At 66.0% G+C, this 22,798-nt stretch carries 27 protein-coding genes; 6 read left to right on the forward strand and 21 right to left on the reverse strand.

The genetic code is table 11. The annotated features are described in order from the left end of the window. Positions 1 to 62: 62 nt before the first annotated feature. From D3F03_RS14695 to D3F03_RS14720, 6 genes are read right to left on the reverse strand one after another with little or no spacing between them, the layout of a single operon-like run. Positions 63 to 701 (reverse strand): histidine phosphatase family protein, encoded by a 639-nt coding sequence (locus D3F03_RS14695; protein WP_119110188.1) that lies wholly within the window; start codon positions 699 to 701, stop codon positions 63 to 65. Positions 702 to 706: 5 nt separating this feature from the next. Then, positions 707 to 1,312: a DUF4136 domain-containing protein gene (locus D3F03_RS14700; RefSeq protein WP_119110189.1), complete on the reverse strand. Its 606-nt coding sequence runs from the start codon at positions 1,310 to 1,312 to the stop codon at positions 707 to 709. A gap of 25 nt (positions 1,313 to 1,337) precedes the next feature. Next, the gene (gene ttcA, locus D3F03_RS14705; protein ID WP_245960643.1) at positions 1,338 to 2,297 is read right to left on the reverse strand and encodes a tRNA 2-thiocytidine(32) synthetase TtcA; all 960 of its coding nucleotides are present in this window, start codon (positions 2,295 to 2,297) and stop codon (positions 1,338 to 1,340) included. A gap of 17 nt (positions 2,298 to 2,314) precedes the next feature. After that, positions 2,315 to 2,689, reverse strand: a complete 375-nt coding sequence (locus tag D3F03_RS14710; protein WP_119110190.1) for a dihydroneopterin aldolase — start codon at positions 2,687 to 2,689, stop codon at positions 2,315 to 2,317. Then, positions 2,686 to 3,102 carry a dihydroneopterin aldolase gene (locus D3F03_RS14715; protein WP_119110191.1) on the reverse strand — a complete coding sequence of 139 codons (417 nt, stop codon included), beginning with the start codon at positions 3,100 to 3,102 and terminating at the stop codon, positions 2,686 to 2,688. Before D3F03_RS14715 ends, D3F03_RS14710 begins: the two co-directional genes overlap by 4 nt. Further along, positions 3,099 to 3,911, reverse strand: a complete 813-nt coding sequence (locus tag D3F03_RS14720; RefSeq protein ID WP_119110192.1) for an SDR family oxidoreductase — start codon at positions 3,909 to 3,911, stop codon at positions 3,099 to 3,101. The genes D3F03_RS14715 and D3F03_RS14720 overlap by 4 nt, the downstream gene beginning before the upstream one ends. Positions 3,912 to 3,932: 21 nt before the next feature. Between D3F03_RS14720 and D3F03_RS14725 the strand changes: the two genes are divergently transcribed. Both D3F03_RS14725 and D3F03_RS14730 read left to right on the forward strand, forming a co-directional pair. Further along, positions 3,933 to 5,042 carry a class I SAM-dependent methyltransferase gene (locus D3F03_RS14725; RefSeq protein WP_119110193.1) on the forward strand — a complete coding sequence of 370 codons (1,110 nt, stop codon included), beginning with the start codon at positions 3,933 to 3,935 and terminating at the stop codon, positions 5,040 to 5,042. A 13-nt stretch (positions 5,043 to 5,055) separates the two neighbouring features. After that, complete coding sequence (locus tag D3F03_RS14730) at positions 5,056 to 5,250, forward strand: DUF2905 domain-containing protein (protein WP_119110194.1); 195 nt, start codon at positions 5,056 to 5,058, stop codon at positions 5,248 to 5,250. Here D3F03_RS14730 and D3F03_RS14735 read toward each other — a convergent pair. From D3F03_RS14735 to otsB, 3 genes are read right to left on the reverse strand one after another with little or no spacing between them, the layout of a single operon-like run. Then, positions 5,231 to 6,679 (reverse strand): alpha,alpha-trehalose-phosphate synthase (UDP-forming), encoded by a 1,449-nt coding sequence (locus D3F03_RS14735; RefSeq protein WP_245960644.1) that lies wholly within the window; start codon positions 6,677 to 6,679, stop codon positions 5,231 to 5,233. The genes D3F03_RS14730 and D3F03_RS14735 overlap by 20 nt on opposite strands. Before the next feature lie 29 nt (positions 6,680 to 6,708). Continuing rightward, the gene (locus D3F03_RS14740) at positions 6,709 to 8,526 is read right to left on the reverse strand and encodes a glycoside hydrolase family 15 protein (protein ID WP_245960645.1); all 1,818 of its coding nucleotides are present in this window, start codon (positions 8,524 to 8,526) and stop codon (positions 6,709 to 6,711) included. Continuing rightward, on the reverse strand, positions 8,526 to 9,260 hold the full coding sequence (gene otsB, locus D3F03_RS14745; protein WP_119110195.1) for a trehalose-phosphatase: 735 nt from the start codon (positions 9,258 to 9,260) through the stop codon (positions 8,526 to 8,528). Before otsB ends, D3F03_RS14740 begins: the two co-directional genes overlap by 1 nt. Before the next feature lie 126 nt (positions 9,261 to 9,386). On the opposite strand from otsB, the gene trxC reads away from it, so the two are divergent. Next, the gene (gene trxC / locus D3F03_RS14750; RefSeq protein WP_119110196.1) at positions 9,387 to 9,824 is read left to right on the forward strand and encodes a thioredoxin TrxC; all 438 of its coding nucleotides are present in this window, start codon (positions 9,387 to 9,389) and stop codon (positions 9,822 to 9,824) included. Between the two features lie 28 nt (positions 9,825 to 9,852). Here trxC and D3F03_RS14755 read toward each other — a convergent pair whose 3' ends face one another. The 6 genes from D3F03_RS14755 to D3F03_RS14780 form a co-directional block, all read right to left on the reverse strand. Continuing rightward, positions 9,853 to 11,121: a YncE family protein gene (locus tag D3F03_RS14755; protein WP_199665483.1), complete on the reverse strand. Its 1,269-nt coding sequence runs from the start codon at positions 11,119 to 11,121 to the stop codon at positions 9,853 to 9,855. A gap of 11 nt (positions 11,122 to 11,132) precedes the next feature. Beyond that, positions 11,133 to 11,966 carry a creatininase family protein gene (locus D3F03_RS14760; RefSeq protein ID WP_199665484.1) on the reverse strand — a complete coding sequence of 278 codons (834 nt, stop codon included), beginning with the start codon at positions 11,964 to 11,966 and terminating at the stop codon, positions 11,133 to 11,135. 375 nt (positions 11,967 to 12,341) lie between these two features. Then, a complete protein-coding gene (locus D3F03_RS14765) occupies positions 12,342 to 12,809 on the reverse strand; it encodes a DoxX family protein (protein ID WP_119110199.1) in 468 nt (155 codons plus the stop codon). Continuing rightward, on the reverse strand, positions 12,806 to 13,582 hold the full coding sequence (locus tag D3F03_RS14770) for an HvfC/BufC N-terminal domain-containing protein (RefSeq protein WP_119110200.1): 777 nt from the start codon (positions 13,580 to 13,582) through the stop codon (positions 12,806 to 12,808). Before D3F03_RS14770 ends, D3F03_RS14765 begins: the two co-directional genes overlap by 4 nt. Beyond that, entirely contained in the window at positions 13,573 to 14,421 is an 849-nt protein-coding gene (gene bufB, locus D3F03_RS14775; RefSeq protein ID WP_119110201.1) for an MNIO family bufferin maturase, read from the reverse strand. The genes D3F03_RS14770 and bufB overlap by 10 nt, the downstream gene beginning before the upstream one ends. 16 nt (positions 14,422 to 14,437) lie before the next feature. Further along, entirely contained in the window at positions 14,438 to 14,737 is a 300-nt protein-coding gene (locus D3F03_RS14780; protein ID WP_119110202.1) for a BufA1 family periplasmic bufferin-type metallophore, read from the reverse strand. A 204-nt stretch (positions 14,738 to 14,941) separates the two neighbouring features. Here D3F03_RS14780 and D3F03_RS14785 point away from each other — a divergent pair, with 204 nt between their 5' ends. Together D3F03_RS14785 and D3F03_RS14790 are read left to right on the forward strand one after the other, a co-directional pair. Continuing rightward, a complete protein-coding gene (locus tag D3F03_RS14785) occupies positions 14,942 to 15,484 on the forward strand; it encodes a sigma-70 family RNA polymerase sigma factor (protein ID WP_119110203.1) in 543 nt (180 codons plus the stop codon). Continuing rightward, the gene (locus D3F03_RS14790) at positions 15,481 to 16,122 is read left to right on the forward strand and encodes an NrsF family protein (protein WP_119110204.1); all 642 of its coding nucleotides are present in this window, start codon (positions 15,481 to 15,483) and stop codon (positions 16,120 to 16,122) included. Before D3F03_RS14785 ends, D3F03_RS14790 begins: the two co-directional genes overlap by 4 nt. Before the next feature lies 1 nt (position 16,123). Here the strand turns inward: D3F03_RS14790 and D3F03_RS14795 are convergent, their stop codons facing one another. Then, positions 16,124 to 17,362: a multifunctional CCA addition/repair protein gene (locus D3F03_RS14795; protein ID WP_119110205.1), complete on the reverse strand. Its 1,239-nt coding sequence runs from the start codon at positions 17,360 to 17,362 to the stop codon at positions 16,124 to 16,126. Positions 17,363 to 17,632: 270 nt separating this feature from the next. On the opposite strand from D3F03_RS14795, the gene D3F03_RS14800 reads away from it, so the two are divergent. Further along, positions 17,633 to 18,088, forward strand: a complete 456-nt coding sequence (locus D3F03_RS14800) for a hypothetical protein (RefSeq protein ID WP_119110206.1) — start codon at positions 17,633 to 17,635, stop codon at positions 18,086 to 18,088. A gap of 34 nt (positions 18,089 to 18,122) precedes the next feature. Here the strand turns inward: D3F03_RS14800 and D3F03_RS14805 are convergent, their stop codons facing one another. The 5 genes from D3F03_RS14805 to D3F03_RS14825 form a co-directional block, all read right to left on the reverse strand. Then, the gene (locus tag D3F03_RS14805; protein WP_119110207.1) at positions 18,123 to 18,350 is read right to left on the reverse strand and encodes a hypothetical protein; all 228 of its coding nucleotides are present in this window, start codon (positions 18,348 to 18,350) and stop codon (positions 18,123 to 18,125) included. Between the two features lie 77 nt (positions 18,351 to 18,427). After that, complete coding sequence (locus D3F03_RS14810) at positions 18,428 to 19,111, reverse strand: glutathione S-transferase family protein (RefSeq protein ID WP_119110208.1); 684 nt, start codon at positions 19,109 to 19,111, stop codon at positions 18,428 to 18,430. 356 nt (positions 19,112 to 19,467) lie between these two features. Next, on the reverse strand, positions 19,468 to 21,150 hold the full coding sequence (locus D3F03_RS14815) for an isovaleryl-CoA dehydrogenase (RefSeq protein ID WP_119110209.1): 1,683 nt from the start codon (positions 21,148 to 21,150) through the stop codon (positions 19,468 to 19,470). Then, entirely contained in the window at positions 21,147 to 22,019 is an 873-nt protein-coding gene (locus D3F03_RS14820) for a PaaX family transcriptional regulator C-terminal domain-containing protein (RefSeq protein WP_119110210.1), read from the reverse strand. The genes D3F03_RS14815 and D3F03_RS14820 overlap by 4 nt, the downstream gene beginning before the upstream one ends. A gap of 197 nt (positions 22,020 to 22,216) precedes the next feature. Continuing rightward, positions 22,217 to 22,789, reverse strand: coding sequence for a 5-formyltetrahydrofolate cyclo-ligase (locus tag D3F03_RS14825; protein WP_119110211.1), 573 nt, complete (start codon positions 22,787 to 22,789; stop codon positions 22,217 to 22,219). Between the last annotated feature and the right edge of the window lie 9 nt (positions 22,790 to 22,798).

Below are 22,798 nucleotides of genomic sequence, written 5' to 3' on the forward strand. Positions count from 1 at the left end.
TTGGCGTACGCTTGTACTGTCTGCGCTTCGCCTTCGCGTACTCGATTGATTGAGAAACCGAATCAGGTGCTGGTTTCTTCGCGCGATGCGCTGTCAAGGTGGCGGGTGTCGCCCCAGCCCACGAGGGTGAGCGCCTGGGGTGTCCACAGCAGCCGGTTGACGGCTGCGTTGGTCAGCAGCCAGGTGCGGGGTGCCTGCAGCGCCTGCCCGGTGGCCAGGCGGTAGAGCACATCGAGCACGCCGCCATGCGCCACCAGCACGATCTGCTCGCCCATATGGCGCGCGGCCAGGCGCGCCGTGACGTTGGCGATGCGCGCCTGCAGCCGTGTCAGGCTCTCGCCGCCCTCGGGCGCGTAGTGGGGGTCGCGTTTGCGCCAGCGCAGCGCCTGCTCGGGCTGCTCGGTCTCGATCTCGGCAAAGGTGCGGCCTTCGAAGGCGCCAAAGCTGCGTTCGCGCAGGCCGGGTTCGGCGTGCAGCGGGGCGTTGGCGGCATCCGCGATGGCGGCGCCGGTGGCGTGTGCGCGCAGCAGGTCGCTGGCGTACACGGCGGCAATCGGTTCGCCGGCGAGCGCGCGTGCCACTTGCGTGGCCTGCCAGCGCCCGGTGTCGTTCAGCGCAATGTCGCGGTGGCCCTGGATGCGGGTGTCCACGTTCCAGGCGGTCTCACCGTGGCGCACGGCGACGAGGCGGGTGACGTCCATGGGGTTTAGTGTGCGGTGGGTGTGGGCACCAGCGGCAGGCGCACCTGGCGCGCTCCGGCGGGCGGTGTGGGGAAGCCCGCCAGCGCCGCATCGAACAGCACGCCGAAGATGCGCGGCGCGTCGGTCCACACGTCTTCGTTGCTGGCGGAGGTCTCGTACACGGTCTTTTGCGTGGCGGCGTCGCGCAGCACCACGCTGACTTCGTTGCGGTACAGCGTCGGCGGCATGTCGCGCAGCATCCAGCCGGCGTGCATGCCGGAGTGGTGGCCCCAGCCGAAGCCGCCACCCCAGCCGCCCCAAGGGCCGTAGGGGTACCAGGGGCCGTCGGCCAGCGCGGTGCCGGTGCGCACGCCGATTTCGGCGATCAGGCGTGGGGCCGCATCATCGCGCTGCAGGCCCGCGCGCGCCAAGGCGGCGTGCGCCATGGGAACGATGGCGCCAAAGGCGCGCGCCTGTTGTTGGGAGGGCAGCAGATCCAGGCGGTAGGTGGGCGGCTGGGGCAGGCTGGCGAGCGTGGACCAGCTCTGCACCTGGCTGTCCACGGTGCGCTGCACGGCGCAACCGGCCAGCGTGAGGGCGGTCAAAAGCACAGCGACGAGGCGTACGAACATGGCGCTACTCCTGTGAGAAGGCTCGTTACCCGAGCCGCAGCACCTGCATGCCGGGCAGGGCCGGGGGTGGGGGGAAGTCTTCGGCGTCAAAGGCCTTGTCGCCGTTCTCGTCCGATACGCCCGTGGCCACGGCGTTCCTGAAATCGTACAAATTGGCGTCCAGCAGATGGCTGGGCACCACGTTCTGCAGGGCGTTGAACATGTTTTCGATGCGGCCGGGAAAGCGCTTTTCCCAGTCGCGCAGCATTTCGCCGACCTGCTTGCGCTGCAGGTTCTCCTGGCTGCCGCAAAGGTTGCAGGGAATGATGGGGAAGTTGCGCTGCGCGGCCCAGCGCGCGGTGTCCTTCTCGGTCACGAAGGCCAGCGGGCGGATCACCACATGCTTGCCGTCGTCGCTGACCAGTTTGGGCGGCATGCTTTTGAGCTTGCCGCCAAAGAACATGTTGAGCAGCAGGGTCTGCAAAATGTCGTCGCGGTGGTGGCCGAGCGCTATTTTTGTCGCGCCCAGCTCGTCGGCTACGCGGTACAGGATGCCGCGGCGCAGCCGGCTGCACAGGCTGCAGGTGGTTTTTCCCTCGGGGATCAGGCGCTTGACGATGCTGTAGGTGTCTTCGTTCTCGATGTGAAAGGGAACGCCGGTGCTCTTGAGGTAATCCGGCAAGACATGCTCGGGAAAGCCCGGCTGTTTCTGGTCCAGGTTCACCGCCACCAGGTCGAAGCGGATGGGCGCTCTGGCCTTGAGTTTGATGAGGATGTCGAGCAGGGCGTAGCTGTCCTTGCCGCCCGACATGCAGACCATGACCTTGTCGCCCTCCTCGATCATGTTGTAGTGCACGATGGCGCGGCCGGTTTCGCGGCACAGGCGCTTTTCCAGCTTGTGGGCTTCGCGCTCGATCTTCAGGCGTTGGGCGTTGCTGGCCGGCGCGCTGCCCTCAAGAGGGTCAGGGGTATCGGCGGTCCAGGCGCCGGAAATCACGGTGTCCATGTTTGTCATTCTCTGCGTCACCAGGCGCCGGTTTCGACGCGTATGGCGACTTCGCAGTCGTCGAATATTTCCAGTTTGGCGATCTTCACCCGCACGCCTTGCACGCCGGGCAGCTGCATCAGCCGCTGGGCGAGTTTGCCAATCAGGCTCTCCAGCAGGTTCAGGTGCTCGGCCGTGCACTCGTCGATGATGATCTGGCGCACGCGCCGGTAGTCGAGCACATGCGCCAGATCATCATCGCGCGGCGCCAGGGGCTGGCGCCCCAGGCTCAGTTCGGCGTCCACCTGAATCGGTTGGGGGGCGATTTTTTCGTGGTCGAGCACGCCCAGGCTGGCATCAAAGCGCAGGCCGGTGAGCGTGAGGATCTGGGCGCCGGAAGAGGCAGCGGTCATGGCAGGGCTTTGGTGGGTGGCAGGGCGCCGGGAGTGGGTTTGCGCCGGAAGGCTTCAACGCCCACGGCCTCGCAGTCGTCGTACACGTCGGGTTTGCGGGTGGAAACGCGCGCCGCCACGACCAGTGGGTGCGCCAGCAAGGCGTTCAGCACGGCGTCGCACAGGGTCTCCTGCAGGTCGATGTGGCCGCGCTCGGTGATGTGGGTGACCTCATTGCGGACAAAGTCGTAGTCCACCACTTCGTCGATGCGGTCGCACTGCGGCGTCGTTTGGACCAGCGGAACGTACAGGTCGATGTCAAAAAGAATGCGCTGGGCGGCAGCGCGTTCGAAGTCGTGGATGCCGATGCGCACCCGGCGGCTGAGGCCGCGCAGAAAAATGCGCCGGCAATCGGTCAGCAAGGGATCGATCATGCGCTGCCCTGTGGCGCGGCCGGCGCCAGTTGCTCGGCCACGAACATGATGTCGCGCGCCAGGGGGACGAGGTGTTGGCCCTTGTCCACGGCGATGGTGACGCCGGTGATGGAAGGGTTCTCCGCCAGAAAGACGGCACTGCTTGCCACGTCGGCCGGGTCGGTGGCGCTTTGCAGCAGGTTCACGCTACTGGCGCGGCGGAAGTTCTCGCCGCTCTGGGGGCCGCTCACGTAAATCAGCCCCGGCGCCACGCCGTTGACCCGCACCCGCGGCGCCAGTGCCTGCGCCTGCAGTGCCACGGCGCGCTCGAGCGCCAGCTTGCTCAGGGTGTAGGAAAAATAATCGGGGTTCAGGTTGAACACCTTCTGGTCGAGCACGTGGATCACGCAGGGAGGCGCGGCGGTGGCCGCGCTTGTGGACCGCGCCAGCAGGCTGGCGAGCTGCAAGGGCGCTGCAAGGTTGATCTGCATCTGGGTGTGCAACAGCTCGGGCGAAAAATCCAAGCCGCTGTCTGGCTCGAAGGCCGAGGCGTTGTTCACGATGGCATCGGGCGCCTGCCCGAGTGCGGCCACGGTGGCGGCGAATAGGGCTTCGATGGCATCTGACTGGCCCAGGTCGCCTTGCACCGCGTACGCCTCCTGGCCCAGGGCGCGCACGGCCTCGCAAGTCTGCAAGGCGTCCTCACCCGAGTGCTGGTAGTGGCACACCACATCCCACCCCGCCCGGGCAAAGGCCAGGCAAAACGCTTGGCCCAGGCGCCGCGCGCCACCCGTGACAAGTACGGCTTTGGGGCGGTCAGGGAGGGACATTGGGGGACAATCGCAGGCGTGATGAACGAACCTACAAGTTTAACGAGTGCCCTGCACGGGTGTATGGCGCGCGCCATTGCGGATGCCGGTGGCTGGATCGCCTTTGACCGCTTCATGGCGCTGGCGCTGTACGCGCCTGGCCTGGGCTACTACGCCAACGACAGCACCAAGTTCGGCGCCATGCCCGAATCGGGCAGCGATTTCGTCACCGCGCCCGAGATGACGCCGCTGTTTGGTCAGACCGTGGCCGCGCAGGTGGCCGAGGCGCTCGCGCGCACCGGCACGCGCGAGATCTGGGAGTTCGGGGCCGGCTCGGGCGCGCTGGCGCTGCAGTTGCTGGGCGTCTTGGGCGAGCGGGTGGAGCGCTACACCATCGTCGATATTTCAGGGAGCCTGCGCGCTCGCCAGCAATTGCTGCTCGCGGGCCACGCCGACACAGTGCACTGGGCCGACGCGCTGCCCGAGCGCTTTGAGGGCGTCGTGGTGGGCAACGAATTGCTGGATGCGATGCCGGTCAAGCTGCTGGTGCGCCTCGCGGGGCAGTGGCATGAGCGCGGCGTGGCCATGCAAGACGACGCATTCGTCTGGCAGGACCGGCCCACGCAGCTGCGCCCACCCATAGAGATTGACGGCGATCACGACTACCTGACGGAAATCCACCCCCAGGCAGAAGCGTTCATTCACACCCTGGGCGATCGCCTCACCCGCGGCGCTGCCTTGTTTTTGGACTACGGTTTTGGCGAGAGTGAGTATTACCACCCGCAGCGCCACATGGGCACCGTGATGTGCCACCGCGCGCACCGATCCGACGACAACCCGCTGGCGGACGTCGGCCTCAAGGACATTACGGCCCACGTGAACTTCACCGGTATCGCGTTGGCGGCGCAGGAGCAGCTGCTGCCTGACGGCCAGGGCTGGAACGTGCTGGGCTACACCACGCAGGCGCATTTCCTCATCAACTGTGGATTGCTTCCAAAAATGGAGCTACAAAGCCAAGCAGAACGTGCGCTGGCGGCCAAATTGATCATGGAACACGAGATGGGCGAGCTGTTCAAGGTGCTGCTGCTTGCCAAGGGCGAGCCGTGGGAACCGTGCGGGTTTTCGCAAGGCGACCGCTCGCACCGGCTGTGAAGGCCTCTTTGCCATGATCCGCTGGCTGCTGGCCACCTTTGTGGCGCTGGTCGTGCTCAACAGCCTGACGCCCTGGCTGCGCCGCCTCGGGCTGGGGCGGCTACCGGGTGATTTTCGGTTCCGACTGTTTGGGCGCGATATCTTTGTGCCACTCGCCAGCACGGTGCTGATCAGCGTACTGGTCAGCCTTATCGCGAAGTGGCTATGAGGGCACGCGCGGCCTCGTCCGCGTCGGCGTTGGTCTCGGCAAGCGCTTGCAGAAAGCGGCCACGCCACCAGTGCACATCGAACTCGCACACGTTGGCCAGCAGCGCGCGGTGGCGGCGCTGGCGCTCTTCGAGCGGCATGTTCAGGGCGCGGTACATGGCGTCGGCCATGCCTTCGGTGTCGTAGGGGTTCACCAGCAGCGCGTCCTTGAGCTGCTCGGCGGCTCCCGCAAAGCGCGAGAGCACCAGTACGCCGGGGTCTTCCGGGTTTTGCGCCACCACGTATTCCTTGGCTACCAGGTTCATGCCGTCGCGCAGCGGCGTCACCAGCCCCACGCGGGCGACGCGGCACAGGCCGGGCACGCGCTTGCGCGCCACCGTGCGGTGGATGTAGCGCACCGGCATCCAGTCGAGCTCGCCATAGTCGCCGTTGGTGGCGCCGCACAGACCTTCGAGCTCCTGGCGCAGATCCGCATAGGCGTGCACGCTGTCGCGCGATGGCGAGGCAATCATGATCAGGGTGGCGTCGCTGTGCGTATCCGGATAGCGCGACAGCATGCTGCGAAAGGCGCGCACGCGCTGCGGAATGCCCTTGGAATAGTCGAGCCGGTCGATGCCCAGCAGCAGCCGCCGACGGGCGTATTCCTCGCGCATGTTCTCGTAGATTTCCACGGCCTCGGGCGCCTTGCCCAGGCGCTCGAACTCGGCCACGTCGATGCCAATGGGGAACGCCTGGGCCCGCACCGTGGCGCCGAAGGCGCGGTACTGGTGTTCCGCCACGGGTTTGGCATCGGCTTCCGCTTGCACATAGCGGTCGAAATGCGACAGGTCAGCTTCGCTTTGCAAACCCACCAGGTCATAGGCAAAGAGCGAGCGCATCAGCCACTGGTGCTGCGGAATCGCCGCCAGAATCACCGGCGGCGGCAGCGGAATGTGCAGAAAGAAGCCCATGCGCTGGCGGCACCCCAGCGCGCGCAACTCGGCGGCCAGTGGAATCAGGTGGTAGTCGTGTATCCAGATGACATCATCGTCCCGCAGCAGCGGCAATAGCTTGCGCGCCATCATGCGGTTGACGCGGCGGTAGCCGGCGATGTCGCCGGTCTCGAAGTTGGCCAGGTCAAGCCGGCAGTGGAACACCGGCCACAGCACGCTGTTGCTGTAGCCCAGGTAGTAGCTGTCGTGGTCCTGGCGGGCGAGGTCTACCGTGGCCAGCGTGACGCGGCCGGCCTGGCGTGTCTGCAAGCGGCCTTCGCCGGGCGCACCCGCTTCGTCGATCGCGCCGCTCCAGCCAAACCACAGGCCGCCGCTTTGTGCCAGGGCCTCGCCCAGAGCGACGGCCAGGCCGCCGGCAGCGGGCTTGCGCGGGTCGGCGACGCGGTTGGAGACGACAACGAGGCGGCCTGAAAATTGCATCTGGCGATCATTCTTCATCGTGCATGGCCTGTCTGTCGGACGCTTGCTTAAATCACGCTGTCCCAGGGCGCCGAGAGCCGTACCGCCGCGTTGATGATGCCCACCATCGAATAGGTTTGTGGAAAGTTGCCCCACATTTCGCCGGTATCGGGGTGCGTGTCTTCCGACAACAGCCCGAGCGGGTTGCGCGCGGCCAGCATGGTTTCAAAGATGGTGCGTGCCTCCTGTTGGCGGCCGATGCGCGCGAGCGCATCAATGCGCCAGAAGGTACAGATGTTGAACGCCGTCTCGGGTTTGCCGAAATCGTCGGCAGCCTCGTAGCGGCGCATGTAGGGGCCGTCGCACAGGCTGGCTTCCATGGCGTTCACCGTGCTCACAAAGCGTGGGTCGCGGGCATCGATCAGGCCCACTTCGGCCATCAGCAGCACGCTGGCATCCAATTCGCTGCCGCCAAAGCTCTCGGCAAAGGCACACCGCTTGTCGCTCCAGGACTTGTCGAGGATTTCGCGCTGCATGTGCGCCGCGTGCCTGCGCCAGTAGTCGGCACGCTCGGGCAACGCCAGCGACACCGCGATTTTTGCCAGCCGGTCGCATGCGGCCCAGCTCATCAATGCCGACGAAGTGTGCACACGGGCGCGCGTGCGCAGCTCCCACATGCCAGCGTCGGGCTGGCCATAGACGCGCACCGCCTGCTCACCCACCCGCTCCAGGCGCGTGAACTCGGCCAGGCCCGCGCGGTGCAGCAGCCGGTGGTCGTGAAACGCCTGCGCCGCGCCCAGGACGATGTTGCCGTACACGTCGTGCTGAAAGTGTTCAGCCGCCTGGTTGCCCACGCGCACCGGCCCCATGCCGCGGTAGCCCGAGAGCGTGGGGACCGTGGCTTCCGGCAGGTCGCGCTCCAGGCCGATGCCGTACAGCGGCTGGATGTGGCCGCTGCCGGCGTCGGTCACGACGTTGCCCAGCCAGCGCAAATAATCTTCCATGGTGCCGACTTCCGACAGGCTGTTGAGCGCGCGCACCACGAAGAAGGCATCGCGCAGCCAGCAGTAGCGGTAGTCCCAGTTGCGTCCGCTGTCGGCCGACTCGGGGATGCTCGTCGTCATGGCGGCGACGATGGCGCCCGTGTCTTCGAACACGGAGAGTTTGAGCGTGATGGCGGCGCGGATCACCGCGTCCTGCCATTCCAGCGGCACCGCCAGGCGTTGGCTCCATACGCGCCAGTAGTCCTGCGTTTCCTGCTCGAACATGCGCGCGGTGTCGGCAATGCCGTGGTCCAGGGTTTCGTCGGCGCCCAGCAGGAAGTTCTGCTCGCGCGTCAGCACGTAGGGCTGGCCCGCGAGCACGTGCGCAATCGGCGCATCGGTGGAGACGCGCAGCGTCATGGGTTCGCCTACGTAGCGAATGTGGTTGCTGCCGTGCGTCACGCGTGGCGGGCTCTGGCCCCAGTCGAAGCGGGGTTTCAGGACGACGCGGATGCGCGGAGAGCCCTGGATCGGCCGCACCCGGCGCACCAGCGTCATAGGCCGGAAATAGCGCGAGCGACTGAAGAACCGCGGGGCGAAGTCGGTGATCTCGACCCCCTGGCCGGCCTTGTCGAGCAAGCGCGTGCGCAGGATGGCGGTATTGGGTTCGTACCACTGTTCTGTTGAGGCAAGGTGCTCCACTTCAATGGCGAAGTGGCCGCCATTCTCGCCAGGCTCCAGCAGGGCGTTGAACACCGGGTCGCCATCAAAACGCGGCAGGCAGCACCAGACCATGCGGGCCTGGGCGTCGATGAGTGCGCTGATGGCGCAGTTGCCGATCATGCCCAGGCCGAGTGAGCCAGGCAGGGCGGGTGACAGCGAGTGCTTCATGGGTTCGCTCATCAGGCACGCTCCAAAGCCGTGCGCGACGCCGACAGCCAGCCCCGCAGGGCGGCGGGCGTCATGCAGCGAAATTGCGCGTGCGTCGGGCCTTCGCCCACTTTGATCGCCAGACCGCCGAGCGCCATCACGCTGGCAAACCCTGCTTCGTCGGTCACATCGTCACCGACAAACACGGGGGTGCGACCGGCAAAGGGGGGCTGGCCCATGAAAGCGGCAACGGCCTGGCCTTTGTGGATGCCAGCCGGTTTGACTTCGTAAACGCATTTGCCGTTCAGCAGTTCGAGCCCGGTCAGGTCCCTCATCGGCCGTTCAAGCGTTTGGCGGCACAGTTTTTCGAGGTGCGGCGCCTGGCGAAAATGCAGCGCCACACTGGCACGCTTGATTTCCACCAGCAAAGCAGGGTGCTGGGCAGCCAGTTGTTCCGCAGCCTGCAGCACTGGGCCGAGTTCGGGGGCCGCTATGGCAGGTCGGTTGCCATCGCCAAATCGGTACTGCGCGCCATGCTCGCTGGCCAGCGGCAGCACAAGAGGTGCCAGAAAACCGTCGATATCGGACTCGCGCCGCCCGGTGACGATGGCCAGCGCGCCACCCAGCAGGCGGTGCAGCGCGGAAAGTGTGGGTGCCAGGCCGACCGGCACATGAACTGCCTGCGGCTGGGCCGCAATATCGGTCAGCGTGCCGTCGAAATCGAGAAAGAGCGCATTGGCGCGGGTCAAGGTGGGCATCAGGGGCATTGAAGCAATACCTTAGCAGGAGCGCGCGGCAGACTGCGTAGGCGGACACCGCAGCCGTTGCGCAGCCCTTGAATCGCAGGCAGATCGCCGCCATGTGCAGCCGTACCCGCCCCGGAGAGAAGCACCATGACCGAACAAACGCTGCACATCGTCTGCCCGCACTGCCACACCACCAACCGCGTCCAGGCGGACCAGTTGGGCAGTGCGCCAGACTGCGGAAAATGCCACCAACCGCTGTTCACCGCCAGCCCGCTGGCGCTGGATGCGGCGAGTTTCGAGCGCCATATCGGGCGCAGCCAGATTCCGGTGCTGGTGGATTTCTGGGCGCCCTGGTGCGGGCCGTGCCGTCAGATGGCGCCGGCCTTTGCCCAGGCCGCCAAAGAACTGGAGCCGCAGGTGCGCCTGGCCAAGCTCGATACTGAAGCGTATCCGCAGCCGGCGGCACGCTTCAACATTCGCAGCATTCCCACCATGATTCTGTTCAAGGGCGGCAAGGAGGCCGCGCGCATTTCGGGCGCACTGCCCGCCAGCGAAATCGTGCGGTGGGTGCGTTCGGCTCTGTAAAACTGCGGGGCGGGTAAGTGCCCCAATGTCAGCGCATATTGCCGGTGTGCCCCAGCGAATAGCGCCCCGGCTGCGGCCAGACGGTCAGTCCGTGGGGTTCGGCGCCCACGCGCACCTTGGTTACCGCGCCGGTCGCCGTATCGAACCGGTACACCACATCGTCAAACCGCCCGGATAGCCACAGCCACTTGCCGTCGGCACTCACGTTGCCCATGTCGGGGCTTCCGCCCCCGGGAATGGGCCATTGCGCCACGACAGTCTGGGTGGCGAAATCAATCACGCTCACCTTGCCTGGGCCCTTTTTGGTGCCGTGGATCTTGTGCGTTCCGCGGTTCGCCACATACAGGCGCTTGCCATCGCGGCTCGGGTACAGACCGTGCGTGCCCAGCCCCGTGGGGATGAAACCGACTTCCACGAACGCATCGCCGTCCAGCACGTGCACGCCATCGGCGTCCATGTCGGCCACAAAGAAGCGCTTGCCGTCGGGGGAAATGCGGATGTCCTGCGGCATGCCCTTGGTTGAGGTGCAAATCTCGGTCTCCAACGGATTGAGCGCCGCCTTCGACTCTGAGAAGCGCACAGCAGGCATCTTGAGCTTCAGGTAGCCCAGCACCTTCCGGTTGGCGAGGTCGATCTTGGCCACGCTGCCGTCGAACTCACAGGTGAAGAGCGCGAATCGGCCGTCGATTGAGAAATCACCGTGGTTGATGCCCCCACATTGGGGCGTGCTGATCGCGTACTGCATGGCCAGCGTCTTCGGGTCGCGAAAATCCAGCCTGCGCCGCGCTTCGGCAACGACGATGAGCGAGGCGCCATCGGGCGTGAAATACACGTTGTACGGGTCGTCCACGGGCACCGACTTGCCTGTTTGGCCGGTGCGTGGGTCGATGGGGGTCAGGCTGCCCTCGGTGCTGCGCTCGGCGTTGTTGGCCACCCACAGCGTGGACAAATCCCACGACGGCACCACGTGCTGCGGGCCTTTTTCGACGCGCAAGGTATCCACCACTTTCAGGGTATGGGGGTCGATCACCGACACAGACCCGGAGCGCAGGTTGGGCACGTAAACCCGCTCAAGGTGGTCTTTCACAGCGGGACTCATATGGTCCGGTGTCGTTTCGCTGTAGAGGTTTTTCGGGTCTGGCACCGGCGGCATGCCAGGCACCGTCTTGATCGGGGGTGTCGGTAGGGCCGTCACGGCTGTGCCTTGCGCCTGAACCGGTGCGCTCGCCTCCTGGCGATCGCCTGCGCTGGCGCCCACCACGCCGAATGCGGTCAGGAGAAGAAGCCAGATTTTCATGGGAGTGGGTTTCATTTTTTGAGGGGGGTTGGCGCAGGGCTTGAGCCAGCTTGCTCCTGCATCAGGGCATGCAGGGCTGCCACGCTGCTGTCCACAATTTGGCTCACGCCGATGCGGCCAAGTTCGGCGCTCGCACGCCGCGGGTCGCCGTAAACGCCGCCGCGCTTGCCGGCCTGCGCTGCCCTGTTCAGTTCACCAGCGCGCACCAGCGCCGGGTCAACCGCCAGCGACAGCGATGTATCGGCCAGGCCGGCATGGGTCCCGATTTCAGCGCGGGTGAAGCCCCTTTTCAACAATTCGGCCACGTAGAGCGATTGCGTGACCTGGTAGTACTCGGCCAGCGCATACACGCGGCAGCTCGGATCGCTCGCCCACTCATGGTTGAGGCGTTGGGCCACGCGGGCTTCGAGTTGCTGGTAGCCGCCGTGGTCACCGAGGAACACGACATGGCGAAAGCCGTGCTGTTTGAACGAGCGCGCAGCGCCCTCCAGCACCGCTTCAAAGGCGGCATCGGGAATCGAAATCGTGCCCGCAAAGCGCATGTGCGCCTGTGGTGGGTGAATGGCGCCCTCGGGCACATAGGCCAGCACGGGCGCCACCACCGTGCCCCCTGCGCGCTGCGCGATCTGCCCGGCCAGGAAGCGAACGCGCGCATTGTGTTTGCCCAGCACCATGTGTGGCCCACTTTGTTCGGTGCCACCGATGGGCACCAGCACGGTGGTGCTGCCAGCGGCGATGCGGTCCCGCAGTTCGGTCCATGTCATGTCTTCGAGGTAGACGCTGGGCGATGCAGTGCCAGACGCCCACGCAGCCCCAACGCCCAGACCACTATGGACCAGCGCCATGAGGAAGACGGCACGTAGGCACCTGGGCATCGGCCTGACAAGGCGAAAGCTGCTGGACGAAACCCCGCCAGGCGGCGTGTGCGCCAGCCCACTGCCGCCAGCGCGTGCAGCGCGTGGGGCGCAGAAAGGCAGGCAAAACCGCAGAAGCTGAACGAGAAGGCGCATAAGCGCTTGATGGTACAAGCCCACAGGTTGGATTCAGGCGCGCCCTGCTCCACCTGTAGCGGGTGGATACAATAAAAATGATAGCTGTAAACGCATTAATGAAAAGCGCTAAAGGCTATTTAGACCAAGTTTTTACATCGCCAAGAGACGCCGCGGCGGACGGCCTGCGCCGCTGGTGCCGCCACCTCGGGGCCGGGTCCCTCGACGGTTCTAGCGGTTGAACAGCGCGCGGTCCATCGACAGTGCACCGCCGCCGCGCCCCACCAGATACAACAACAGGCCGGCCCATGACAGGTGTGTGGGCCAGGCGTCCGGGTAGACGAAAACCTCGATCACCGCCGTCATCCCTAGCAGTGCCAGGGCGGACAGGCGTGTGAACAAGCCCAGCACCAGCAGTATCGAAAACAGGTGTTCGGAGGCGGTTGCCATCTGCGCTGCCCATTCGGGCGGAATGACGGGCAGGTGGTACTCCTCGCGAAACAGCACATAGGTGCTGTCCTTGATGTGGAACCAGCCGTCAACCTTGGTCCGTGCCGACATCCAGAAGATGCTGGCGATGCCGAGGCGATTGACCAGCGCCAGCAGCGTGTGCGGCGTGGCGCGTTCGGCGAGTTGGCGCAGGCGCGTGAGGGGGCGTTCGGTGTGCGTGGGGCGGTGGGGCAGGGCGGCGGTGTTCATACGGGGTCCTCTGCGCCAGTTGGCGCGCACAGGGCGCCGCTGGAAAGCAGCAGCGCCGTCAGTTGGGCAAGGGTTTCGCCAGCGCCACCAGGCGTTGCTGCCAGCGCTGACTCGGCGGCTTCGGCAAGCGGTTGGCCGGCGGCGCAAACGTCTAGAAAGGCCACGCCGGCGCGCGGCAGGGCGCACCACTGCACAGCGCCACTGGGGCGTGTCAGCAAGGCGCCTTCGGCCTGCCAGGGCAGCGCTGTATCGACGGCCAGGCCTTCGCGGTGGCGCTGCCAAATGGAATACGCGGGGTGTTCGTGGCACCACAGCCAGCGGGCGGCTGGGTGGGGCGCGATACGTGCCGCGCCCAAGGCTTCGGGCGGCTGTCGAGCCAGCCAGCTGGCGGCCAGCGGCGGTGCATCGGCTGCCAGGTGCGCTTCGGTCCAGGCGCGGTCCAGACGCGCCACGTCGCTCAGGTAAGGCAGTTCGGCGGCGGGCGCAAAGCGGGCCAGGAACGCCGCAAAGCCGACGCCATAGTGCATCAGGCGGCCATCGGCGGGCGGCTGCACGGCCAGGTAGGTTTGCGCTGCGCCGCAAAACCAATCCTCACCCACCAGTTGCACCACCGTGGGGTAGTTGGCGCGCAGCGCGTCCAGCGCCGCCTTGCGGCCACTGTTGCGGTAGACGGCAAAGCCGGGTTGGGCGCAGAGGGCGTCCATCCAGGCAGGTGTGGGGGCCGCCGTGCGCAGCGCGGCACAGAAGCCGTCCTGGAACGCGCTCAGTTGCATGCCAGCTCCTCGTGCGGCGTGCCGCAAAGCGCCCGGTGGGCGCGTGCACGTTCGGCCAGCAGCTCGGCCAGTGGCGGCAGCTCGGCATCGCGCTCGATCAGCGTGGGAACCGGCCCGGTGCGTGCAATGGCGTGCCGCCACAGTGCCCATACCGGTTCGGCTACGGGTGCGTCGTGGCTGTCGATCAGCAGGGCTGCGCCGTGCACCGGGTCGGCATGGTGGCCGGCCAAGTGCATCTCGGCCACCGCGTGCAAGGGGTACTGGTCCAGGTAGTCGAGCGCGTCGGTGCCCAGGTTGTTGGCGCTGACAAAGACGTTGTTGATGTCCAGCAGCAACTGGCAACCGGTGCGGCGCACCAGTTCGGCAAAGAATGCGCCCTCGCCCATGTCGTGGCCGGGAAGGTGCAGGTAGTGGCTGGGGTTTTCGATGGCAATGGGACGGCCCAAGGCTTCTTGCGTGCGTTCGATGTTGCGCGCCACGCGCGCCAGGGCTTGCTGGGTGCGGGGAAACGGCAGCAGATCGGGTTGGTACACCCCGCGCCAGTGCGACCACGCGAGGTGTTCGGAGACCAGCGCCGGCTCGATGCGCCGCACGAGTAGAGCCAGGCGGGTGAGGTGCGTCTCGTCGGGCGGCGCGTCGGCCGCGAGCGACAGCGAGACGCCATGCAGCGACACTGGGTGCCGCGAACGGATGGCGTCCAGCCAGGCCAGGCGCGGCCCTCCGTCTGCGAGGTAGTTTTCTGGGTGCACTTCCCACCACAGGCCGGTGTCCTGGCAGGCCAGGGCCTGTTCATAGTGCTCGGGCTTGAGACCCAGGCCGGCGGTGAGGGAGGTGTTCATGGCAGCGCCGCGTGGATCAGGACTTCATGGCTTCGAGCGATCCCATGCCCTTGGGTGTCTTCATGCTGGTGCAGGTACCTGCAGGCACGTACTTCCAGGAATTGCCCTGGTAGTCCATCTTCGAGGTGCCCGCACAGGTGGTACCGGGGCCGGCAGCACAATCGTTCTTGCCGGCCATGGCGACGCCGAAGCACTTTTCCATTTTCGGTTTTGCCATGTCCGATTTCATGTCGCCGTTCTGGGCCTGGGCCATGGCAGCGCCCGAAGTCAGGGCGGCAAGGGCGATGGCGGCGAAGGTGAGAGAAGATGCTTTCATGTGAATTTCTCCATTGCGAAAGTTGATTGGGATACGGCTTTATTCCAGACCGGCCATGCCGGGTGATCACCGCCGGCCTGTCTGCGGTGTAATTCGCGCTTTTGATCCCACCGGTTACGGCTGGCTTAAAAAGGGCAGATATTTCTTTTTGCGCCACGCTGTAACCGCAACACGCCTCGCAACGAATATCCGCAGGAACCGACTATGGAAATTGAAGAGCGCCTGCGTGCGCTGCTGCTGCAGGGCCTGGCTGGCGAGGCGCGGGACTACGAACGCTTTCTCGCGGCACTGAGCACCCATTTGCGCGCCTTCTTGCGGCGCAGACTGGGCCAATGGCCCGATGAAGTGGAGGATCTGGTGCAGGAAACCTTGCTCGCGGTGCACAACCAGCGCCACACCTACCGTGCCGATATGCCGGTCACCGCCTGGGCGCACGCAATTGCGCGCTACAAGCTGGTGGACTGGTTTCGCGCACACGCGGTGCGCGGTGCGCGCAACGTGCCGCTGGATGACGCGGACGAATTGTTTTCCACGCAAGACCAGGATGCCGCACAGGCACGCCGCGACCTGGGGCTGCTGCTGGAAACGTTGCCCGACAAACAGCGTCTGCCGATCCAGCACGTCAAGCTTGAAGGCTTGTCGGTGGTAGAGACGGCCCGCCTGACCGGGCTTTCCGAGTCGGCGGTCAAAGTAGGTGTACACCGGGGCCTGAAGGCCCTGGCGGCTCGAATCAGGGGTGTGGCATGAAGACGGATGAGTTGATTGGCATTCTGGCCACGGGCGCCCGCCCCGTGGCGCCCCACCGGCTGGAGCAGCGCTTTGGCGGCGCGGTGCTGCTGGGCCTGGTGGGCGCGGGCGCATTGATGCTGCTGATCTATGGCGTGCGGCCGGACCTGGCGCAGGCCCTGCAGTTGCCCATGTGGTGGCTGAAGTTTTCTTTTGCTGCCGTACTGGCTGGCGCCGCAGCGCTGGCGCTGCTGCGCCTGGCGCGCCCCGGCATGCGCCTGGGCCACGCGCCGGCCTGGGTGCTGCTGCCGCCGCTGGTGCTGTGGCTGATGGCGCTGGCGGCGCTGCAGGGCGCCGCGCCCGGTGAGCGCGCGGCGATGGTGCTGGGCAGCACCTGGCGCAGCTGCCCGTTCAATATTGCTCTGCTGTCCCTGCCGGGTTTTGCCGCGCTGCTCTGGGCCATGCGCCAGGCCGCGCCGACGCGCTTGCGGCTGGCCGGCGCGTGCGCTGGTCTGCTGGCCGGCGCGCTGGCCACCCTGGCCTATGCCTTGCACTGCCCGGAAATGCAGGCCCCCTTTCTCGCCGTTTGGTACGTGCTGGGCATTGCCCTGCCCACGGGGCTGGGCGCCTTGCTCGGGCCGCGGGTACTGCGTTGGTGATTCAGCGCGGCACAGCGGCAGCAATGGCCTGTGCGCGGGCGGCATGTATCTGCTCGCCCACCTGCGGCCCCTTAAGGCCGCGCTTGGCCGCTTCGGCCGCCAGCGGCGCCGTCTCCACCGCACGCGCGGCGTGCAGGGCGGCCAGCAGGCGCGCGCGCTGCGGGTAGGCGGATTCTTCAAACCCCAGGCGCCCCCGGGCATCGCATTCGCAGGCCAGCAGCACGTCTTCGAAGCGCGCCGGCTTCCTGATGGCGTCGCAGCGCTCGAGCAGGCGCAGCAGCGCCGCCGCGTTCAGCTCGCCGCTGCGGTGGATGTTGCCGTGCTCGCGCGCCACCACGTCGGCCAGCTCGCGGCAGTCCACCGGCACGCGCAGGCGCTCGCACACGCCGCGCAGCAATTGGGCGCTGCGCTGCTCGTGGCCGATGTGGCGCGGCAGCATGTCGGCGGGCGTGGTGCCTTTGCCTAGGTCGTGCGTCAGGCAGGCAAAGCGCACGCCGAGCGGCGCGTTCAGCCGCGCCGCCATGTCCAGCACCATCATCAGGTGCACGCCGGTGTCCACCTCGGGGTGGTATTCAGGGCGCTGGGGCACGCCCCACAGGCGCTCGACTTCGGGCAGCAGCACGGCCAGCGCGCCGCAGGCCCGCAGCACCTCGAACATGCGGGAGGGTTGCGCCTCCATCAGCCCGCGTGCAAGCTCTTGCCAGACGCGTTCGGGCACCAGGTGGTCGGCATCCCCCGCTTGCACCATCTGGCGCATCAGCCGCATGGTTTCGGGTGCCACGGAAAAATCGGTGAAGCGTGCGGCAAAACGCGCCACGCGCAGGATGCGCACCGGGTCTTCTCGGAAGGCCCCGGTGACGTGGCGCAGCACGCGCGCCTGCAAGTCGCGCTGGCCACCATAAGGGTCGATCACCACCCCCGTTTTGGCCCAGTCGGCGCTGGCGGCTATGGCATTGATGGTCAGATCACGCCGCGCCAGGTCTTCTTCCAGCGTCACGTCGGGAGCTGCGTGCACCACAAAACCCCGGTAGCCGGGTGCGCTGCTGCGCTCGGTACGCGCCAGGGCGTATTCCTCGTGCGTTTTGGGGTGCAGGAACACCGGGAAATCGCGCCCCACCGGCACGAAGCCCCGGGCGAGCATTTGCTCGGGCGTGGTGCCCACCACGACCCAGTCGTGGTCGTTGACGGGCAGGCCCAACAGGCGGTCGCGTACAGCGCCGCCGACCATATAGATTTGCATGGCCGCGAGTTTAGGGCGATGCCGAATAGGTCACCGCGATGAGGCGCGCCGTGCATCGGGAGGGGAGGCAAGGGGGCGGCCCCCTGCGCGCAAATCCTCGCCATAGCCGAAGCTATGGCGAGGATTTGCAACGCCGCATACAGCTTGAGGTGCGGATGCGCGGAGCGTGAGGGACTTGTTCAGTATTGCCTTTGGACAGCGCCTGGGCCGGCTTGCCCGGCCGTATAGTGGCCGGCCGCCATCCGAGGCGGTTTGCCGGAGTTTTGCACCATGTCCCTGTCGTCCACGCTCACCATTGCACAGTTGAACCCTGATGGCAGCGTGCCAGTTCCCGTTGCACCAGATGCAGCGGCCAATGCTGCGGCGGCTGCATTTCATCAAGAGGGGCAGATAGAGCACTTGCAGGCGCAGGTGGATCAACTCCAGGCACTGCTTGCCAAGCCCTTGAATGAAATCCTGGCCGACCGTGAAAAGGCCCTTGAAGCCGCAGCCGCCTGGGACGCCTTTGGTGCCATGTGGATGCTCTCGCAGCGTGCCATGCGCCGCGTGGCCATGGATTTGGCGGCACAGCACGGCGTTGACGAGGCCGACGTGGTGGCCCGCGCCATGGGGCATGCCATTGCGGTGCTCAATGGGGACGGCGAAGACCTGGGGGGCAGCATTGCGCCCGTGCAGATGGCTCACATAGCGCGGCACAAGGCGTGTTTACGCAAACAGTTCCGGTAGAAGGTGTGCGTGGCGAGAGGAATGCCGCGGAGGCTCAGCGGTTGGTAGATCTGCCGTGCCAAATGCCGCCAACGACTCCAGATGCGGCAATGATGCCCAGGATGCCAATGACGGACACAGATTCCTTTGCAACAAAAAAGGGCAGCATGAAGACCACCAGACATCCGATCCCCACAGCGGCATATATGCGCCAATAGGTGCGGAAGTCGAGTGCGTGGATGGTGTCGTCGAGCAACTCATCCAGAAAATGGAAAGCAGACATTACCCATCAAGCCTTTCTTGCAGAGTTTTGTGATCTCTTGTCTGGCTTTGATGGTACCCAGTGCATCGTTCGAGGCGTCAACGCCCCAGTCGGTAGGGTTCTTCAAACTCACGGAAATCCTGCTCTGCCTTCGCTGCGGCAATCCATTCCTGCATCGCAGGCAGTTGCTCGACGCGCTGGATGTACTCCGCAATCGGTTTCGGAACGGGCAGTCCATAACGCGAGAGGCGCATGCACACCGGTGCATAGAACGCATCGGCGATGGTGAAGGTGCCAAACAGCATTGGGCCGCCATGGCGCTCCAGCAGTTCGGTCCACATTTGCACCAACCGCGCCACGTCGGCGCGCACGGCGGGGCGGTCGCGCCAGAGCAGGGCGCCTTGCTGGGCCAGATCGGCCTCGATGTTCATCGGGCAGGCACCGCGCAAGGCGGCAAAACCACTGTGCATTTCGGCCACCACGCTGCGGGCGCGGGCGCGGGCCGCCTTGTCCTGGGGCCAGAGCTGTTTGTCGGGATAGGTTTCGGCCAGGTATTCGGCAATCGCCAGGGTGTCCCAGATCGTCAAGTCGCCATCGACCAGCACCGGCACCTTGCCGGTAGGCGAGATGCCAGCCAGCGTCGCCTTGAACTGCGAGTCTGCATCGAAGCTGTCAAAGCGGGCCACCACTTCCTGGAAGGGGATGCCGGATTGGCGCAGCAGCACCCAGGGGCGCAGGGACCAGGAGGAGTAGTTCTTGTTGCCGATATAGAGCTTGAGCATGGGGCACCTTGGTGGTCAGAAAGACGTCGGGCATTGTGCGGCAATGCGCTTTTCCATACCGCTATGTCGGACCTTAGATCTCGGACGCCGCACGCAGGGTTTGCCTCCACCAGTGCACCCGTGGAACCGGCTTTGCCGGGCCACTGGGTGCGTCCTCCTTGGGGGAAAGCGCGAAGTGCTTCAGGGGGCTCAAGGACGTCCTGCATAACTCCTCGCGGCGTGTGATAGCCCGGACTCGGGCGGTCTGCGTCGTTGCGTTTCACAGCCAATAGCTACGGCTATTGCCTGCAAAACGTGCCTAGCATCCCATCCCGATCCGCGCTACACCCACTCGCGTAGAGTTTTGCAGGACATCCTTAACCCAACCTCGGTGTGGCGCGCTCGATGATGGCGGTCACATCTACGCCGCGCGGCAAAGCGCCGTAATTGAAGCTGCTTTCCGGCGCCAGGCGTGAGGCGCAGAACGCGTCGGCCACGAAGGCCGGCGCGCTGCGCACCAGCAGCGACGCCTGCAGTGCCAGCGCCATGCGCTCAACCACGTGGCGGGCGCGGTACGGCAGGTCAGCGGTGTCGGCAAATTCCTTGGCCAGGCCGCGCACCTGCTGGTCGAGCAGCGCGTTCTGGCCTTGCGTGGGGCGCAGTTCGGCAAAAAAGGCTTCCACCACTTCGGGCGTCTTGCCCATGGCGCGCAGCACGTCCAGGCACTGGATGTTGCCGCTGCCCTCCCAGATGGCGTTGACCGGCGCCTCGCGGTACAGGCGCGGGAACATGCTGTCTTCCATCACGCCGCTGCCGCCGATGCATTCCATGGCCTCATAGGCGTGGCCAGGGGTGCGCTTGCAGATCCAGTACTTGCCCACGGCAGTGACCAGGCGAACGAGCAAGTCTTCGTGGCGATCATCACGGTGGTCGAGCGCGCGCGCCATGCGCATCGAGAGGGTCATCGCGGCCTCGCTCTCCAGCGCCAGGTCGGCCAGCACGTTCTGCATCAGCGGCTGTTGGTTGAGGCGCGCGCCAAAGGCGCTGCGGTGCGCGCAGTGGTGCAGCGCCTGCGACAGTGCCATGCGCATGCCCGCGCTCGAACCCACCATGCAGTCAAAGCGCGTCATGGCCACCATTTCGATGATGTTGCGCACGCCGCGCCCTTCCTCGCCCACCATCCAGGCCAGCGCGCCGCGCAGCTCGGTCTCGCTCGATGCGTTGGAGGCGTTGCCCATCTTTTTCTTCAGCCGCAGCACCTGCATGGGGTTCTTCGTGCCATCCGGGCGCCAGCGTGGCAGCAGGAAGCACGACAAACCTTTGTCGGTGTGCGCCAGCACGAGGAAGGCGTCGCACATCGGCGCCGACACAAAGTACTTATGGCCGACCAGTTCATAGGCCTGGCCCGGGCCGCCCTGGCCCACGGGGTAGGCGCGGGTGCTGTTGGCCTGCACGTCCGATCCGCCTTGCTTTTCGGTCATGGCCATGCCAATGGTCACGCCCTGCTTTTGCTCTGCGGGCACGTTGCGCGGGTCGTACACGCGGGCGGTGATCCTGGGTTCCCACAGCGCTGCCAGGTCGGGTTGCAGGCGCAGCGCCGGAATGGCGGCAAAGGTCATGGTGATGGGGCAGCCGTGGCCGGCCTCCACCTGGGTGTGCAGGTAGTTGCCGGCGGCACGTGCCACGTGGGCGCCGGCTTTCGGGTCGGTCCAGGGCGAGGAATGCAGGCCGTGCTGGATCGCCGTGCGCATGAACTGGTGGTACGCCGGATGGAACTTGACCAGGTCGATGCGGTTGCCAAAGCGGTCGTGCGTGTCCAGCTCAGGCGGAAACTTGTTGGCCAGATGGCCTTGCTCCAGGTAATCGGCCGAACCGGTGAGCTGGCCGAAGCGCTGCAGCTCGGCGTCCGCCCAGAGCGCGCCCTCGCGCTGCACGGCTTCGCGCAGCGCGGTGTCCTGCGCGTACGTGTTGTAGTCGGCGAGCTCGCAGGAGACGTTCTCGACCACATGGGTGTTGGCCAGGTAACGGGTGTTCAGGGTGGTGTCGTCAAGGGCGTTCATGGCAAGGTCTCCAGGAGGTGCGAGGGAATCAGACGTGCCTTGCTGTTGGCCGTGCTCGGGGCAGGCAGGGCGCTGTAGAAGCGGCTCCAGATGGTGCGGCCGGCATCGTCAAAGGCATGTACGCTGGCGATGAACGCCGCGCGCAGTGCGCCGTCCACCATGGGCTCGGGCAACAGCGGGTCGTACACCAGCTGACGGATGGCCGCGCCGCCCAGAAAGAAGGATTCGCGCGCTGCCTGCGCGGTGGGCAGGCGCGCTGCACCGGCCAACCAGTCCTTCAGGCGTTGTTGTGTGGTGCGGTAACCAAGGTTGAGGGCCGAGCCGTCCCACAGCGCGTCCACAGCGGCTTCTGTCGCCGCATCAAGCGAGGTGCAGCCGCAGACCACGGCCTGTGGCTCCAGCCCGAGTGCGCGCAGGCGCTCGCGGATGGCGGCGATGTCCTGCTCGATGTTGTCGGGGCGCAGCCAGAAGTCACGCTGTAGCTCGGTAAAGCCCAGCAGGTGCAGGGCGCGCTCGCGCTGCTGGGTGGCGCTGCGATCGCTGCGCGCCAGCGCGCCGCAGTGCACGGCGACGTACTGGCCGTTCCAGGGGCGCAGGCGTTGCTCGGTGCTGCGCCAGTTGGCCACGTCCTGGGCCAGGCGCTGCGCTGCCGGGCCCAGGCGGTACGCGCCGCGCTCGGTGGCCAGCACCATGTCCTGCGCCGCCAACCGCGCCAGCGTCACGCGCACATGGTTTTCGCTGATGCCGAACACCGCGCACGCCGCCACGGCGTGGCTGACCGGCAGCGGGTTGTCGCCGCTGGCCAGCAGCAGTTCCAGTAGCAGGTGCTTGGGTTGGACCTTGGCGTCCGGTGCGTGGGGGGAAGACATGGCGGTTGAATATTACATAAATAATCTATTGCTGTGTATATGTGTAATAAAACAGTGCGCACCCATGCATGGCACTTTTTATTGCCATGCGCTGGGCGCACTTGTTGCCTGTTGTTTGCCGCCATCTGGCGATGGCGCGGAGCCGCGCGCGGCTCAGAGGGTTGCCCTTAGATCGTGAGCACGTTCTCAACAGGCTCTTATACAGGCCAGACGATGCCGTTGTCGTTCAGGATCGCGTCGAGCGGCAGGTCGTGCGGCTCGGGCACGAAATCGTCTAGAAAGCCTTGCGTATAGCCCAGACCCACCGTAACGGGGCGCGGTTGCAGCGTGGCCAGCGTGCGGTCGTAAAACCCGCCGCCGTAGCCCAGGCGGTAGCCGCCTGCGGCGTAGCCGACGCAGGGCACGAAGAGCAGCGTGGGCACAATGATTTCGGTGTCCTTGGGCTTGGGGATGCCGTAGGCATCCTCCTCCATCTCGCAGCCGGGGTACCAGGCGTGGAAGGTAAGGGTTTTGTGCTGCTTGTTCACCACCGGCAGGCCGATGCGGCGCAGCTGGGGTTCGTCCAGCAGTTCGCCGTCTTCCTTCCAGCGGTGCAGGGCCGGCAGGGGGTCAAACTCGCCCTTGATGGGCCAGTAGGCACCAATCACCGTGTCGGGTCTGTCCACCAGCCAGATGCGCATCACGCGCTGCAACAGGTCGGCGCGTTTGAGCCGGTCGGGCATATTCAGGCGCTGTTCTACCAGCGCTCGGCGCAAGGCTGCTTTGTCCATCACATAATT

This window comes from Simplicispira hankyongi, assembly GCF_003570885.1.
GTDB classification, from domain to species: domain Bacteria; phylum Pseudomonadota; class Gammaproteobacteria; order Burkholderiales; family Burkholderiaceae_C; genus Simplicispira; species Simplicispira hankyongi.